11 protein-coding genes are annotated in these 14,935 nt (G+C 41.0%); 10 read left to right on the forward strand and 1 reads right to left on the reverse strand.

The genetic code is table 11. The features are described from left to right. Positions 1-79 precede the first annotated feature (79 nt). The 6 genes from PX700_RS15115 to PX700_RS15140 all read left to right on the forward strand — a co-directional run bounded on the left by PX700_RS15115 (position 80) and on the right by PX700_RS15140 (position 6,965). Positions 80-1,108, forward strand: coding sequence for an XdhC family protein (locus PX700_RS15115; protein WP_479521125.1), 1,029 nt, complete (start codon positions 80-82; stop codon positions 1,106-1,108). After that, positions 1,102-1,713, forward strand: coding sequence for a nucleotidyltransferase family protein (locus tag PX700_RS15120; RefSeq protein ID WP_479521126.1), 612 nt, complete (start codon positions 1,102-1,104; stop codon positions 1,711-1,713). Before PX700_RS15115 ends, PX700_RS15120 begins: the two co-directional genes overlap by 7 nt. Positions 1,714-1,884: 171 nt before the next feature. Then, on the forward strand, positions 1,885-2,373 hold the full coding sequence (locus PX700_RS15125) for a (2Fe-2S)-binding protein (protein WP_007582016.1): 489 nt from the start codon (positions 1,885-1,887) through the stop codon (positions 2,371-2,373). Positions 2,374-2,385: 12 nt separating this feature from the next. Next, on the forward strand, positions 2,386-4,677 hold the full coding sequence (locus tag PX700_RS15130) for a xanthine dehydrogenase family protein molybdopterin-binding subunit (RefSeq protein ID WP_479521127.1): 2,292 nt from the start codon (positions 2,386-2,388) through the stop codon (positions 4,675-4,677). A 140-nt stretch (positions 4,678-4,817) separates the two neighbouring features. After that, a complete protein-coding gene (gene moaA, locus PX700_RS15135) occupies positions 4,818-5,789 on the forward strand; it encodes a GTP 3',8-cyclase MoaA (protein ID WP_479521128.1) in 972 nt (323 codons plus the stop codon). A 171-nt stretch (positions 5,790-5,960) separates the two neighbouring features. Next, positions 5,961-6,965, forward strand: coding sequence for a GGDEF domain-containing protein (locus PX700_RS15140; RefSeq protein WP_479521129.1), 1,005 nt, complete (start codon positions 5,961-5,963; stop codon positions 6,963-6,965). Positions 6,966-7,020: 55 nt separating this feature from the next. Here the strand turns inward: PX700_RS15140 and PX700_RS15145 are convergent, their stop codons facing one another. Further along, positions 7,021-7,959, reverse strand: a complete 939-nt coding sequence (locus PX700_RS15145) for a LysR family transcriptional regulator (protein ID WP_479521130.1) — start codon at positions 7,957-7,959, stop codon at positions 7,021-7,023. A 119-nt stretch (positions 7,960-8,078) separates the two neighbouring features. On the opposite strand from PX700_RS15145, the gene PX700_RS15150 reads away from it, so the two are divergent. Genes PX700_RS15150 through PX700_RS15165 form a run of 4 tightly spaced genes read left to right on the forward strand, consistent with a single transcriptional unit; the run spans position 8,079 to position 14,854 of the window. Further along, positions 8,079-9,248, forward strand: a complete 1,170-nt coding sequence (locus PX700_RS15150) for an efflux RND transporter periplasmic adaptor subunit (RefSeq protein WP_479521131.1) — start codon at positions 8,079-8,081, stop codon at positions 9,246-9,248. Positions 9,249-9,257: 9 nt separating this feature from the next. Further along, positions 9,258-12,410 (forward strand): efflux RND transporter permease subunit, encoded by a 3,153-nt coding sequence (locus tag PX700_RS15155; RefSeq protein WP_479521132.1) that lies wholly within the window; start codon positions 9,258-9,260, stop codon positions 12,408-12,410. Continuing rightward, the gene (locus PX700_RS15160; RefSeq protein ID WP_415637092.1) at positions 12,403-13,815 is read left to right on the forward strand and encodes a TolC family protein; all 1,413 of its coding nucleotides are present in this window, start codon (positions 12,403-12,405) and stop codon (positions 13,813-13,815) included. The genes PX700_RS15155 and PX700_RS15160 overlap by 8 nt, the downstream gene beginning before the upstream one ends. Before the next feature lie 10 nt (positions 13,816-13,825). After that, a complete protein-coding gene (locus tag PX700_RS15165; RefSeq protein ID WP_415637091.1) occupies positions 13,826-14,854 on the forward strand; it encodes a zinc-binding dehydrogenase in 1,029 nt (342 codons plus the stop codon). Positions 14,855-14,935: the final 81 nt, after the last annotated feature.

A 14,935-nucleotide genomic window follows, 5' to 3' on the forward strand; every position in this document is an offset into this window, starting at 1 on the left:
TTTAATGCATGAATTATTTAAGAGCTGTTTTGACAGTGTTATTTTTAAACCGCAGACAGTGTTTTTGTAAAGGCAATATATGGTTACTGATTTAAAAAGTATCTTAAACTCATGGTATCCCGAAAGAGATAATCAAGAATGGGTTTTAGCTACTTTGTATAAAATAGAAGGCTCTAGTTACAGAAAACTAGGCGCTATGATGCTTATTTCTAGCCTAGGCGAGCGCTTAGGGATGCTTTCGGGTGGCTGTTTAGAAGCTGACATACAGCGCCATGCTAAACAAGTAATGAGTACTTTAACAAGTAAAACCATTAGTTATGACGCAACAGACGAAGACGATTTAACATTTCAGCTTGGCATTGGTTGTGGGGGCATAGTACATATTTTACTGCAGCCCATTCACAAAGCTAATGACTATTTACAGTTAGAGCTTGTATCTAAAGCACTTAATGAGAATAAACCAGGGCGATACCTTCAACAAGTAAGCCCCATTTTGCCAGCGGGTAGTGGCGTATTTACGCAAAATGATGAGCCACATGGTTTATCAATGAACCGCAAAGCGCAATTGGTAGAATTACAAGGCGCTACGTGCTTGCAAACCTCTATTTATCCGCCGCCTCATTTACTAATAGTCGGTGGTGGCGCTGATGCATTGCCTGTTTATGCTCTAGCAAAGCAGCTTGGTTGGAGTGTAACTGTATGGGACACACGCCCTGCCAATGCAAAAAGGCAATATTTTAAAAATGCAGATGCTATTTTACGCTCTACACCGAGTGAGTTAAAAGAATATTGTATAACTAATAAAGTCGATGCTGCTATTTTAATGGCTCACAGCGTTGAACTAGATGCAATTACGCTCAGTCAATTTGCTGATGTTGCTTTTAAATATATAGGGTTACTTGGGCCTAAGCACAGACGCGAACAGGTACTAGAGCATGCAAGTACAACACGTGAACAAATTAAGGCTCCTGTGTTTGGTCCTGTAGGGCTAAATTTAGGTGGGGATTCGCCAGAGAGCATAGCGCTTTCGCTCATTAGTGAAATACATGCGGTGCTTAGCAATAAAAATGCACAGTCGTTAAGTAATTGGGGTCAAGAGCTGTGCTAATTGCAAAAGTAGTGCTGGCAGCAGGTCAATCATCTCGTTTTGATGGTTGTAAACTAATAGCCGATGTGGGCTTAGGGCAAACAATGATTGAGCGAGCAGTTGAAGTGCTGCAAGCGCTTGATGATTCACCCGTATATGTAGTTACAGGAAAGTGGCATGCAGAGGTAGTAAAGGCACTCAGCGGGCATTCAAATATACACATTATTGAAAACAAACGGTGGGATGACGGCTTAGGTGTTTCAATTGCTGTCGCTTCGCAAGCGCTATCTAAACACCCTGCTTATAATGGAATTTTATTTATGCTTGCCGATCAGGTTGAGCTTAAAACGCAGGATCTAGCTGCATTAGTTACAGGTTTTACACGTGAACCCACGCGCTGGTGTGCAAACTATGGCGAGCATTTAGGTGTACCCGCTATATTTCCAGCGGTTGATTTATCAAAGCTTACAAGCTTAACTTCTGATAAGGGGGCACAGCAATTACTGCGTTCCAGCAGTGAAGTCGTCAATACAATTAATTTAAGTAGTGCGAGTGTAGATATAGATACGCAACAGCAGCTGAGTAATTTTATAGCGAAGCATGAATTAAAAGTACACAAAAAGTAATTGAATTATATCAGTTGTAACTACGATTATGTTTAAAGTATTTAGCTGTGAGTACAATGGGTATTACACAGTAAATGATGTTTTTAGAGTGAGTAGTTACAACAATTTTAACGGTAAAAGCCAACGTATTAACTAATATTGGGGCTATAAAGCTTAATCAAGGGGCAAGCTATGGTGACGTTTACAATTAATGGCAAGGTGGTTGAATCACACGCAAGTGAAGATACACCATTGTTATGGGTTATTCGTGATGAAATTGGATTAAAAGGGACGAAGTTTGGTTGCGGTATTGCAATGTGTGGTGCGTGTACGGTGCATTTAGATGGGCAAGCAACTCGCTCATGTGTTTTACCAATTGGCGCAATTGCAGGAAAAAACATTACCACAATTGAAGGGCTTAATAACGAACACCCACTTCAAAAAGCATGGGTTGAAGAGCAAGTACCACAGTGCGGTTATTGTCAGTCTGGGCAAATAATGCAAGCTGCTACATTACTTGCTGCAAACCCTAGCCCGTCAGATGAAGAAATAGTAAGCCACATGAATGGCAACTATTGCCGCTGTATGGCTTACAAGCGTATTAAAACGGCTATTCAACGCGCTGCAGATGAGTCACAAAGTGTAGTAAATATATTTGATCCAAATGCACAAGACGCTTAACTGGAGCCGATAATGAAAAAATTATTTCAAAAAAATAGCGAAACCGTTAATTTAAATCGTCGCTCGTTTATGATTGGCACTGCTAGCGCAGGTTTAGTCATGGCGTTTGCCCCTGCGTTATTTTCGGGTTCGCTCAGTGCAAAAGAATCAATTGCGCAACAGGCTTTCTCACCAACCATTTGGTGGACTATGAGCAGCGATGGCGCCGTAGAAGTAAGTATTGCTAAAGCTGAAATGGGTCAACATATTGGTACTGCTCTTGCGCGCATTGTAGCTGATGAACTTGAATGTGATTGGGATAAAGTATCAATTACCTACGTAGATACTCACGAAAAATGGGGCTACATGGTTACCGGCGGTTCGTGGTCAGTGTTCCAAAGCTTTAAGCCTCTGTCGCAAGCGGGTGCTGCGGGCAGAATTGCGTTAATAGACGCAGGCGCGAAAATGCTAGGTATGGCTGCGGATAAATGCCACGCTGAAAAAGGTTATATTGTATCGGGTGATAAATCGGTTAGTTACGCTGATATTGTTAAAAAAGGCGAGTTTAATCGTACATTTACCAGTGATGAAGTTGCAAACCTGCCGCTAAAACCTGCAAATAAACGTCACTTAACGGGTCTTAAACAAGACTTTAAAGCGCTCGATATACCGGCTAAAACTAATGGTACTGCGGTATATGGTATAGATGTAGAAGTTGAAGGCATGCTGTACGCGCGCCCAGTAATACCGCCAACCCGTTATGGCAGTACGGTGACAAATGTTGACGATACAGCAGCAAAAGCGATTAAAGGCTACAAAGGTTATGAAGTTTTAAATGACCCTAGTAACACAGTGCAAGGCTGGGTTGTTGTACTTGCGGACAACTACCCAAGTGCCATTAAAGCAGTAGATGCTTTAAAGGTGAGTTATAAAAAGGGTGAGTCGGCAAATATATCTGAAGCTGATATTCAAAACGAAGGTAAGCGATTATGCGAGCAACGCGACTCGGGTACTTTGTTTGTTGATGAAGGCGATATAAAGAAAACCCAAGCCGATGCCAATGAATCGTTAGAATCAATGTATACCACAGCAACAGCGAGTCATTATCAGCTAGAGCCACTTAATGCAATTGCCGAATTTAAAGACGGTAATTGGATTATTCATACGGGGAACCAATGGCAATCGCTTACGTTACCTGCTATTGCAAAAGCACTTGAAGTCGCCCAAGAGAAAGTGATTATTCGCCCTTATTATTTAGGCGGTGGTTTTGGTCGCCGACTATTTGGTGATTGGACTGTACCGGCAGCCCTAACTGCAAAAGCAGTGGGTAAACCAGTAAAGCTAGTATTTACACGCGCAGACGATAGTTTATTTGATCAGTCTCGCTCTGCATCTGCTGCAAAAATGACAGCTTCGTTTGATAAAAACGGCACTTTCACAGGAATGGAACATGCATTTGCGGCAGGTTGGCCTACCAAAGCAATGGCAACCGGATTTTTAGCTCCAGGTGTTGATGGTAAAGGTAAATTTGATGCGTTTTCAGCATCGGGCGCCGATCATTGGTATAGCATGAGCAGTCATCGAGCACGTGCTATTAATAACGAAGTTGCACAAAGCACCTTTACTCCAGGCTGGTTACGCTCAGTAGGACCAGGTTGGATTGCATGGAGCCTTGAGTCGTTTATTGACGAAATTGCCCATAAGCAAGGCAAAGATCCGGTTCAATTTAGAATCGAAATGTTAGATGGTAAAGGCAAGCAAGCAGGTAAAGCACCTGAGAGTGTTGGTGGAGCGCTACGTTTACGTAACGTACTTAAGACAGTGTCTGATAAAGTCGCTTCTGTTAAATTAGCGAAAGGTGAAGGCATTGGTTTTTCAGTGAGTTCGGGGCAAGAGCGCACAATGCCAGCTTGGCTTGCAACCGCAGCACATGTTCATGTTAACCGTGATAGTGGTAAAATAACGCTTAAAAAGCTTTATGTTGTTGTAGATGCAGGCTTAATTGTTCATCCTGATGGGGCATTGGCGCAAATTGAAGGCTCATTATTATGGGGCAGCAGCCTTGCTTTACACGAGTCAAATACGTATAAAGATGGGCAAGTATCGGCTACTAACTTTAATACTTATTTACCGCTAAGAATGCAAGATGTACCAGATATAGACATTGAATTTTTACAAAGTGATGAGTTTCCGGTTGGTTTAGGTGAGCCTGGGGTTATAGGTGTTGCGCCAGCCATAGGTAATGCCGTATTTAATGCCGTAGGTGTGCGTTTACGTGACCTACCAATGAAGCCAAGCGCAGTTAAAAAAGGCTTGGATGCGTAAAGCATAATTAAAATAGTTAAAGGGGCCTGTTTTAGAAGGTTCCTTTAGCTATTACACGTATTTTTGTAATTATTATTTTATATCAATAACTAAAGCAGTTTAGGTAGTGATGGCTTATTGATATTAGTTAAGGTTTGTTTATGCTAATCGACCCAACAGGGCGAGAGTTTAGTTACTTGCGTTTGTCTATTACTGACGTATGCAATTTTAAGTGTGTTTATTGTTTACCCGACGGTTATCAAGGCGGGAGTGACCGTGGTTTTTTAAGTGTGAATGAAATTAGTAATACGCTTAAAGCATTTGCTCACCATGGTATTGAAAAAGTAAGGATCACTGGCGGAGAGCCCACCTTACGTAAAGATTTTATAGATGTTATTCGCGTCGCAAAAGATATTGCAGGTATTAAAACAATTGCAATGACCACCAATGGCTTTTCTCTTCATAAAAACATTCATAACTGGGTAGATGCAGGCTTAAATGCAATTAATGTAAGTATTGATACCTTAGACCCACGCATGTTTAACACTATTACTGGGCACGATAAATTTACCTCAGTAATGAAAGGTATTGATACCGCGCTTGAAACAGGGATTGATTCGGTAAAAATAAACAGCGTGCTTATGAAGCAATATAACGCGCAAGAGTTTGATACGTTTTTAAATTGGGTTAAGCATCGCCCCGTTACTATTCGCTTTATTGAGTTGATGCAAACAAACGATAACAAAGCCTTTTTTGATGCTAACCATGTTTCTGGTCAGGTGTTAAAAGCTCAGTTATTACAAACGGGGTGGCAGCAAGTTGCGCGTAGTGCATCAGCAGGTCCTGCTCAAGAGTTTGCACATCCTGATTATCAAGGCAGAATTGGTTTGATTATGCCTTACAGTAATGACTTTTGTAGTACCTGTAATAGGTTAAGAGTAACAGCCAAAGGGAATCTGCATTTATGTTTGTTTTCTGAAGAGGGTATTTCATTAAGAGAATATATGAACGATAGTTCAAACAGTGAATTAATGGCATTGCTATCGCGTTATATTAAAACCAAAAAGCCAACTCACCTTTTACACCAAGGTAATACAGGTATTACGACTAATTTATCCATGCTAGGTGGCTAGTTATTAAGGTTGCTTGATGAAGCTAAAATGCCAAACATGCTCCTAAAATGCATAACATTATCCTAAAAAAAGGTAATAACAGGGTTTATCTACATGGTTTTATATCGACAAGGCTTGTTAAATTATATTTTCCCGTTAAACTTAATTTTTATTTTTTATTAAGTGATTAGAATGGATATCGCGGCTCTTAATAGCACTAAATCATTAAGAAAGGACGTCCTGAGAGGGATGTGCCTTTGTTTTGGTTTTTTATCAGCTGGATTTGCGGGGCTTAATTTAACCGTAAATAACTTTCCATTGCTTGGCTATATCGAAATCTGTTTTTCTATTTATTGTATATTTACTTATATTTCACTTACACGCCGTCCACTACAGTTTTGGCAGTCGGTTGTGATGTGCACACTTATCACGTCCATAGTTATTTTAGCTACAGCTTTAGCATCTCCTCGTAACGGTGTATTTGTATGGTCGTTTGCATTACCTATTTTGTACTATCTGTTGTTAGGTAAACAATATGGTGTAATTTTCTCTGCAACTTTATTAGCTATCCAAATGTTTATTTTAGGGAGTAAATCTACACTTTCACCCTTTGAAACCTTTAACTTATCCCTAAATTTGATTTGTGCTTATTTTAGTATTTGGGCGATTTCTCATGTTTTTGAAGGGAGTCGTTCACATTTTTCAAAGCGACTTAAAAATTTAGCGTTACTTGATCCATTAACGGGTGCAGGTAATCGCCTTTCAATGAGCCACTACTTTGAAGTAGAACTACAAGATAAGTCACAGTTATATTTATTTTTACTCGATTTAGACTTTTTTAAACAAGTAAATGACGAGTACGGACATGGCGTGGGTGACCAAGTACTTGTCGAAGTGGCCACTTTACTAAGGGTAGCACTTGGCAGGGGGTACGTATTTAGAGTTGGCGGTGAAGAGTTTGCTTTATTTAGCTCTTTTGCAAATGAAGAGGCTGCACTAGATACCGCTGAACAAATAAGAGCACGTTTTGAAAATACAACTTTTGATATTGATGGCCTTGCTATCAATATTACAACGAGTATTGGAATCGCAAAATTTAAAAGTACTAATTCATTGGAAAGCTTTGTAAACCAAGCGGATAAACAGTTATACAAAGCAAAACAATTTGGTCGTAATAAAGTGTATTGTAAGCTTTAAAAAGATCACGACTGTGAGGCGGTAGTTGCTTAAGTTACCTTACCTAATACATTATCTAATACATTTGCTCGAAGTTAGGGATCCCGTTTTCCCAAATTGGTTTATCTTTTCCTATATGTTCGCGAACAGCATCAAAAAATAACCGAGTTCTTACCGGCAAATCTCGATGCGGATACACGGCATACATCGCACTAAACTCCATGAGTTTCACATCAGTCAATAAAGGCACTAGTTTACCCTGTGATATTTCATCACCAATAATAAATGCAGGGGCGACAAAGTAAGTGGTGCCCGATAATGTTTTCATCAGTAATGACTCTGCATCGTTTGCTCTAAACACACTTTTTATTTTTTGCTCGCAAGGCTCACCTTTACTGTTGTAGTAATCTATAGCATCTATCCGAATAGAGTTACTGGCGTAGCTTGCTGCTGGCAATTGTGCTAAATCTTCCATTGCTTTGGGTATACCATAAGTGTCTATGTACTCTGGTGCTGCAACAATGAGTAAGCGATTACGCGCTATTTTACGTGCAATAAGGGATGAATCTTTTGGCTCACCAACACGAAATGCTAAATCAAACCCTTCAGAAACTATATCTACTAATCTATCGTCTAAGCGCAGTTCAACTTCTACTTGCGGAAAGCGTTTTTGAAAATCATTAAGTACAGGTTGTAAATAACGGCGACCAATGAGTGTTGATGACGTGATTTTTAACACCCCGCGTGGCTCTAAATGGTAGTTTTCAGCCATACGTACTGTTTCGCCGAGCAACTCTCTAAGCTCAGCGGCTTTTTTTATCATTTCGGCGCCCGCCGCTGTGAGCGAAAACGAACGCGTTGTGCGGTTAAGCAACCTAACGCCTAGCTCATCCTCTAAACGGCTAATTTGCTTAGATATAACAGAGCGATCTATGTTGCGTAATTCTGCAGCTTTTGCAAAAGAGCCTTGCTCAACCACTTCAAGTAACATTAAAAGTCGACTTGTTGTATCCATTATTACACCTTAACTAATCTATTGATGCCATTTTGGCATTAATGAATTTAAAAATCTATGGTTTTTACACACGGGTTTAATCCGTATTATGCGAGGCTAATCAACAATGGAGCGTCTTCATGAACAAACATCTAATTGCTGCAGCACTTACTGCGGCATCTTTAACACTAGCAGGTTGTGCTGATGAGAGCACAGCTCAATCAGCACCTGCACAGCAACTTCAACCAATTGATGTAGCACAGGTGCTTGTTAAGCCAGTACAAAGCTGGCACACATATACAACTCGTTTAGAGTCTCCACAAGAAGTTGCCTTAATGCCGCGTGTATCAGGAATCATCGATAGCATTGAATTTAAAGAAGGCGACGTGGTTAAAGAAGGCGATGTTTTATTTCAATTAGATGCTCGCCCATTTGCTGCTGTGGTTGCTAGTTTAAAAGCGCAAATCAACAGCGCACAAGCTGCCTTAGAGCAAGCTAAAAGTGAAGACAAACGTGCGGTACGATTATTAGACCGTAAAGCAATCTCAACTGAGCAAGCACAAGCGCGTACTTCAACATTACGCCAACGCGAAGCACAGCTTTCTGCACTTCAAGCACAACTTACATCAGCAGAACTTGATTTAGAGTTTACATCAGTTGTATCACCAATTGACGGCATTATTTCTCGCGCAAATATTACTAAAGGTAATAACATACTTGCGGGTCAAAGCGTATTAACGTCAATTGTTTCAAACCAAGCTATGTACGCTTATTTTGATGTTGATGAACGCACATGGAATCACTCTTTTAATGATGTTTCTGCTGCGAGCCATCAAACTGTTGTAATGCAAAAAGTGGGTCAAAGCGATTTTGCATACAAAGGTTACATTAACTTTATTGATAACCAAATTAATTCATCAACAGGTACATTACGTGTACGTGCAGTATTTAATGAAGACAGCAACCAGTTACGCGCAGGCTCGTTTGCACGTATTAAGCTTGCTGCCAACTCTATTAGTGACGCGATTATTATCCCAGAACGCGCAATTGGTACCGACTTAAAAAATCGTTTTGTATTAACGGTTGGCGAAAACAACGTACTTGAATACAAACTAATCACTACTGGTGAGCGTTACGGTGCATTACGTGCGGTTACATCGGGCCTTAATGAAGGTGATGTTATTGCTGTAAATGGCCCAGCTCGCGTAGGCCCTGGTATGCCAATCTCTCCGCAAACAGTAACAATTGATACAAGTGGTGTGGCATTTACATTGTCAAATGACAACGCACAATTTGTGGCTAAGCAATAAGGTTTATTGATGAAATTTTCGCATTTCTTTATACAGCGTCCAATATTTGCGGCCATGCTGTCATTGGTTATTTTAATTGCTGGTGGTATATCACTATTCCAATTACCAGTAAGTGAATACCCAGAAGTAGTTCCTCCAACAGTGGTTGTTACCGCTAATTACCCGGGTGCTAACCCGACCGTTATAGCGCAAACAGTTGCCACACCGCTGGAGCAAGAAATTAACGGTACTGAAAACATGTTATATATGTTCTCGCAAGGTACCAGTGATGGCCGCATGACACTAACGGTGACATTTGCATTAGGTACCGATTTAGATCGTGCTCAAGTACAAGTACAAAACCGTGTAAACAGTGCGCTTCCGCGTTTGCCAGAAGAAGTACAACGTTTAGGTGTTGTGGCTGAAAAGTCATCACCAGATTTAACCATGGTAGTGCATTTATACTCACCTGAAAAAACGCATGACACAGCTTACTTATCTAACTATGCTGATTTGCATATTAAAGATGAAATTGCACGTTTACCAGGCGTAGGTGATATTCGCATGTTTGGTGCTGGCAAATACTCAATGCGAGTATGGCTAAACCCAGATGCGCTTGCTGCACGCGAATTAACTGCAACAGATGTAGTAACAGCACTTCGCTCGCAAAACCAGCAAGTTGCTGCCGGTAGCTTAGGCGCGCAACCAATTTCAAACGACAGTCAGTTTCAAATATTGTTAAACGTTAAAGGTCGTTTAAACAGTATTGAAGAATTTGAACAAGTTATTATTAAAGTGGGCGATGAAGGTCAGTTAACGCGTTTATCTGATATAGCCCGTGTTGATTTAGGTCAAGATACATACGCGCTTCGTGCTGAGCTTGATAACCAACCAGCACTTGCAATGCCAATATTTCAACGCCCTGGTTCTAACGCTATTGAGCTATCTGATCAAGTACGCGAAACAATGGCGCGCTTATCTAAAGATTTTCCTACCGGTGTTGAATACGACATTGTGTACGACCCAACGGTATTTGTTCGCGGCTCAATTGAAGCGGTAATTGCCACTTTGCTTGAAGCCATTGTACTGGTAGTTATTGTTGTTATTGTATTTTTACAAACGTGGCGTGCATCAATCATCCCGCTAATAGCCGTGCCTATTTCACTTATTGGTACGTTTGCAGTAATGCAGTGGTTGGGTGTGTCGATTAATACCTTATCGTTGTTTGGCTTAGTACTGGCTATAGGTATTGTTGTAGATGATGCGATTGTAGTTGTTGAAAACGTAGAGCGTAATATCGAAAAAGGCTTATCGCCACTTGAAGCAACCCGCGTTGCAATGAGCGAAGTAACAGGCCCTATTATTGCAATTGCGCTAGTACTAAGTGCTGTATTTATTCCTACTGCGTTTATTACCGGTTTATCAGGTCAATTTTATAAGCAATTTGCACTTACAATTACAATTTCGACTATTATCTCAGCGTTTAACTCATTAACGTTATCGCCTGCGCTTGCTGCATTGTTATTAAAACCGCATGATGCAAAACCAGATGCGTTCACGCGTTTACTTAATAAACTGTTTGGTCGTTGGTTGTTTAAACCATTTAACCGCGTATTTAATCGTGGTGCTAAAGGTTACGAAAAACTGGTACAAAAACTAATTCGTATGACCGTTGTTGTAATGGTGGCTTACATTGCACTTGTTGGTGGCACAATTAAGTTATTTGATGCTGTACCGGGTGGCTTTATTCCACAGCAAGATAAACAGTATTTAGTGGCGATTGCGCAGTTACCTGATGCATCAAGCCTTGACCGTACTGAAGATGTGCTTTCTCAAATGCAGCAAATTGCATTAGAAGTACCAGGCGTTGCACATACCGTTGCATTTCCTGGTTTATCAGTGAACGGTTTTACTAATAGCCCTAACAGCGGCATTGTATTTACACCACTTGAAAGCTTTGACAAACGTACCGATCCAAGCCAATCAGCGATGGCGATTGCTGCCGAGTTGAATAAACGCTTTGCTGCCATTGATGAAGCATTTGTAGCGGTATTTCCACCGCCGCCAATTCAAGGTTTAGGCACTACCGGCGGTTTTAAACTGCAAATAGAAGACAGAGCTAATAAAGGGTTTGAAGCCTTATTTAATAGTCTGCAAGCTGTTATCGGTAAGGCGCAACAAGATCCTGCATTAATGGGCTTGTACTCAAGCTTCCGTATCCAAGTTCCACAAATGGATATTGATATTGACCGTGAGCAAGCGCTAATTCAAGGCATTCCACTTGATGAAGTATTTGATGCACTGCAAATTTACTTAGGCTCTGTGTACGTAAATGACTTTAATATGTTTGGTCGTACGTACCAAGTAAATGCACAGGCTGATGCTGACTACCGCTTAGACCCTGATCAAATACTTAATTTAAAAGTACGTAACCGCTCAGGTAATATGGTGCCTCTAGGCTCTGTATTAACAGTAACACCAACCATTGGTCCTGACCGTGTTATGCATTACAACGGTTACCCAAGTGCAGAACTAAATGGTAGCCCAGCGCCAGGTTACAGCTCTGATCAAGCACAAGTTGCTATTGAAAAAGTACTCGCAGACACACTACCAACAGGTATTGAGTATGAATGGACAGAAGTAACGTACCAACAAGTACTTGCCGGTAACACCATGGTTTATGTATTCCCGTTAGTTGTATTACTTGTATTTATGGTACTTGCAGCGCAGTACGAGAGCTTACGTTTACCACTGGCAATTATATTAATTGTACCAATGACTATTTTCTCAGCCTTGTTAGGTGTGTGGTTTGTTGGCTCTGACAACAACATATTCACTCAAATAGCGTTAATAGTACTGGTGGCGTTGGCTTCTAAAAATGCAATATTGATGGTTGAGTTTGCAAAAGATAGACACGACTCAGGCTTATCGCATCTAGAGGCAATACTTGAGGCATGTCGTATGCGTCTGCGCCCAATATTAATGACGTCAATTGCTTTTACAGCAGGTGTTGTACCGTTAGTGCTTGCTACAGGTGCGGGCGCCGAAATGCGACACGCAATGGGTAATGCTGTGTTCTCAGGCATGATAGGTGTAACCGTGTTTGGCCTATTGTTTACGCCAGTATTTTATATGTTAGTTACTAACAAGAAAGAGAAAGCGCAGGAGAATACTCATGACTAAATTGATGCAAAAAAGACTTAAAACAAGTCTAACTGCCAGTGCGGTATTAGTCGCTGCGTTTTTATCAGGATGTGCGAGTAAAATAGACACCATGAGCGAGCAAAAAGCGGTTAACGATTTTGTCGCTAAAGCTAATATTGCAAGTAACGTTAGCGTTGCTGATGAAACAAACTGGTGGAAAAAGCTTAATTCTGATCAACTAAATGACCTTGTTACTGGTGCGCTTGCAAATAACTATAATTTGCAAACAAGCCAGTTAACACTTAAAAGTGCATTAGCGCGATTAGGAGAGCAAAAAGCCCAATACTTACCGCAAGGTGGCGTAAATGTTGGTGCAGCTCGAAGCGATGCACCAAGCGTGTTTGACCGCCAATCAAGTGCAAACGTTGCACTTGATTGGCAGCTAGATTTATTTGGTCGCATAACAGCGTTGGTTGATGCTGCAAATGCATCGGCCATGAGCCAAGCAGAGCAAGTACGCTTATTACAAATTGAAGTTGTTTCGTCAGTTGTTAAAGGCTTTGTAAGTTATCAAGGTAATGTTGAAAAGCAGCACATTGTTACGCTTCAAATAGAAGCGCTTGAGCAAAGCATTGAGGTTCTTCAAGCCCGTGTGGACGAAGGTGTAGCAAACGAGCTTGATTTAAACCGTACGATGGCGCAGCTTAGGCAGCAACAAGCATTAATGCCTGCTATTGAGTATGCAAAATACAGCGATTTATCTGCCCTTGCAGTACTAAGCGGTAAGTTAGCGCAAAATATTGCTATTGAAAACGAGCAAGGTGTGCTTGAACGTGACTTTAGCGTAGCACTAAAAAACGCGAATAATGCCATTGCCTTGCGCCCTGATATTAGCCGCGCGCTGTTTGATTTTAGCCAAGCAAATAGTTTAAGTGTTGCAGCTAGCAAAGCGTTATTACCCGATATTAGCTTATCTGCATTTGCAGGGGTTGTGAGTATAGACAGCACAGGCTTAAAAAATACCGATCAGCAGTGGCAAGTAGCGCCGCAATTGCAATGGTCGTTATTAAGCTACCCAGCATTATTAGCACAGCGCGACGCGCAGCAGTTTTTAAGTGAAGCCGCTTACAGCGATTATCAACAAGTGGTATTAACTGCACTAAGTGAAAGTGAACTTTCACTGCAATTGTTGGTCAATCAAGCACAGCAAAAACGCTTTGCCGATGAGCGCTATGACTTTGCTAATAAAGCATTTTTACAAGCACAAGCAATGTATGAAGAAGGTCAAATTCCTTACCTTGAGTTGTTAGATGCGCGTCAGGATGTTTTAATAGCACAAGAAAATGCTGTTGAAACAACAATTTCTTCATTGCTTTCCAAAGTAAATGCGTACCAGTCATTTAATGGGCAATGGAGCTATGCGTTAAACGACACTAATAAGTAGAGTTATATTGATGCCAAATACTGAAAATTTACATGAATACATTATCCCGCAAACAATGCGCGCTATTGTACTGCCAGAACCAAATGAAGCAATTGACTTAGCGGATGCTGAGCTGCCTGTTCCTATTTGTGCAGATAACGAGCTGCTTGTAAAAGTAGAGTACGTTGGTTTAAATCCAGTTGATGGTCAATTTGCTAAAACAGGCTTTTGTAAATGGCAGTATCCACACATTTTAGGCTTAGATGTCGTAGGTGCTGTGGTTAAAGCTAAAAAAGGTGTGTTTCCAAATGTTGGCGAGCGCGTTATGTGGCATGCCAACATTGGTGAGCAAGGCGCTTTGAGCGAATACACCAAGGTACCTAACTATGCAGTGTCGGTTGTACCAAATAACTTAAACCCAGCCATTGCAGCAACACTTCCATGCGCGGGTATGGCAGCACTTATTAGCTTAGATAAAATAGGTATTAGTGAAGGCGATACTATTTTTATTGAAGGCGGAGCCGGAGCGGTAGGGCAGTTTGCTATTCAATATGCAAAACAGCGCGGTGCAGATGTATTTACCACGGCATCAAAGCGTAATCATAAATTGGTTAAGCAGTTAGGCGCTGATGTGATTTTTGACTATAGCGATAAAAAGCTATGCGAAAAAATACGCAGAGAACTTGGCCCACAAGGCTTTGATGCGGTTATAGATACGATTGGTGGTGAGTGTACTCAGCGTAATATTGAGTTAATGCGTTTTTGCGGACGTATTGCCTGCTTAAATCCGCTACCTTGTTTTGATCAAGACTTAATGTATCACCGAGCGCCCAATATTAGCGTTGTGTCTATTGGCGGTGCATGGCTTGCTAATAGTTTATGTTCGCAGCAGCGTTTGAGCTTTATGGGTAATTTGTTACTAGAAGGGGCTGTTAGTGGCGACATTAAACACCCAGAAATAACGCCCGTAGATTTTAGTGCTGAGTCAGTATCGCAAGCGCTTAATAAACAACTTGCGGGTGGCTTTACCGGCAAGCAAGTTGTTAAAGTTGCTAAGTGAAGCGCTTATACAATTTGATTTAAGCTTAGGTGATTTTAGCTAGTTTTAGCTAAATTAATTGCTTATGTAGCCTCTATAAAT

It is taken from the genome of Pseudoalteromonas sp. TP27, assembly GCF_056470645.1.

Bases quoted from the DNA above. Each gene is read 5' to 3' on its own strand.
- moaA (WP_479521128.1), top strand. From the start codon at position 4,818: ATGCTAATCGACCCAACAGGGCGAGAGTTTAGTTACTTGCGTTTGTCT.
- PX700_RS15130 (WP_479521127.1), top strand. From the start codon at position 2,386: ATGAAAAAATTATTTCAAAAAAATAGCGAAACCGTTAATTTAAATCGT.
- PX700_RS15115 (WP_479521125.1), top strand. From the start codon at position 80: ATGGTTACTGATTTAAAAAGTATCTTAAACTCATGGTATCCCGAAAGA.
- PX700_RS15150 (WP_479521131.1), top strand. From the start codon at position 8,079: ATGAACAAACATCTAATTGCTGCAGCACTTACTGCGGCATCTTTAACA.
- PX700_RS15140 (WP_479521129.1), top strand. From the start codon at position 5,961: ATGGATATCGCGGCTCTTAATAGCACTAAATCATTAAGAAAGGACGTC.
- PX700_RS15145 (WP_479521130.1), bottom strand. From the start codon at position 7,959: ATGGATACAACAAGTCGACTTTTAATGTTACTTGAAGTGGTTGAGCAA.
- PX700_RS15160 (WP_415637092.1), top strand. From the start codon at position 12,403: ATGACTAAATTGATGCAAAAAAGACTTAAAACAAGTCTAACTGCCAGT.
- PX700_RS15165 (WP_415637091.1), top strand. From the start codon at position 13,826: ATGCCAAATACTGAAAATTTACATGAATACATTATCCCGCAAACAATG.
- PX700_RS15155 (WP_479521132.1), top strand. From the start codon at position 9,258: ATGAAATTTTCGCATTTCTTTATACAGCGTCCAATATTTGCGGCCATG.
- PX700_RS15125 (WP_007582016.1), top strand. From the start codon at position 1,885: ATGGTGACGTTTACAATTAATGGCAAGGTGGTTGAATCACACGCAAGT.